The 827-nt window shown below is 43.2% G+C and carries 1 protein-coding gene and 1 pseudogene; one reads left to right on the top strand and one right to left on the bottom strand.

Translation table 11 applies throughout. The annotated features are described in order from the left end of the window. Positions 1-6: 6 nt before the first annotated feature. Positions 7-225, bottom strand: a complete 219-nt coding sequence (locus tag BANVL01_RS26380; RefSeq protein WP_066093077.1) for a DUF1659 domain-containing protein — start codon at positions 223-225, stop codon at positions 7-9. 155 nt (positions 226-380) lie between these two features. Between BANVL01_RS26380 and BANVL01_RS26375 the strand changes: the two are divergent. Next, positions 381-643, top strand: a pseudogene (locus tag BANVL01_RS26375) (cytochrome c oxidase assembly protein); the annotation flags it as partial. Between the last annotated feature and the right edge of the window lie 184 nt (positions 644-827).

The raw sequence follows: 827 nt of genomic DNA, 5'->3' as shown, positions 1-827 counted from the left end.
AAACAATTAAGCTAAAATCTCAGTACTGTCGTTGCGTTCCACTTTGTTTAGCTTGTTGTTGCACAAAACAGCGATTGCCTTTGCTGCTTGAAACAACTGGTCAACTGTTGCTTCCTTTTTCACATTGCTAAACGTTTTAGCTTTGTAGATTGGATTTCCTTCGTCATCCATCCCCGTTTCAAACACCAAGCGAAGCTTCGTCCCTTCTAATAACGCCTGCGCCATTTCAATCACCTCCTTTCACCTTCTATTTATGGTTTTTGAGGCAAAAAGGACAGGCTGGGGGGAAATAATTCTGATTGTCCATTTCGGAGGTATGATGTTTAGAGGTGCTTGGGGGACGGTTATGGTGGCCTTGTGCGTGCTTGGGTTTATCGTACCCGATACCCCACCGATTTCCTTTTTTGTACCGTTCAATCGTATTAATTATTTCCTAGCTGGTCATGGCATTCTATCAAAATTCATCTATGCTCACCCACCTGCTGGCGTACCCTTAGAGCAGGCGAAAATTGGAGGCATGATCATGTACTATGGTGGAGATGTGGTTGATATTGTTATGATCTTCAACCTTTGTTTGCATTGGTTCAGAGCGACCCGAGCTCGAGAATTTTGGGGTCAGACCACCGCTCGGATAAAAGTTTAAAGCCGTAAAGCTTAAAAGGAGATTCCGGATGCTAGGCGCCATCTAGATAACTTACGTTTTATTGGAAATCCGAAGGGGATTTCTTTTGTTCTTTTGTTATGCTATCTACTATAAAAATGGCCTTGAAATTTGAGGCTTGAAAGAAAAATGACCTGAGCCAGGCTACCCGCCTGGCTTTTTAGCT

The sequence above is a fragment of the Neobacillus novalis NBRC 102450 genome (assembly GCF_001591805.1).
Lineage (GTDB): Bacteria > Bacillota > Bacilli > Bacillales > Cytobacillaceae > Neobacillus > Neobacillus novalis.
The sequence above is the reverse complement of the archived record's forward strand: the minus strand, read 5'-3'. Positions and strand labels throughout refer to the sequence as shown.

What these genes read in the sequence shown, in the direction of transcription:
- BANVL01_RS26380 (WP_066093077.1), bottom strand. Translation starts at nt 225, where the DNA reads ATGGCGCAGGCGTTATTAGAAGGGACGAAGCTTCGCTTGGTGTTTGAA.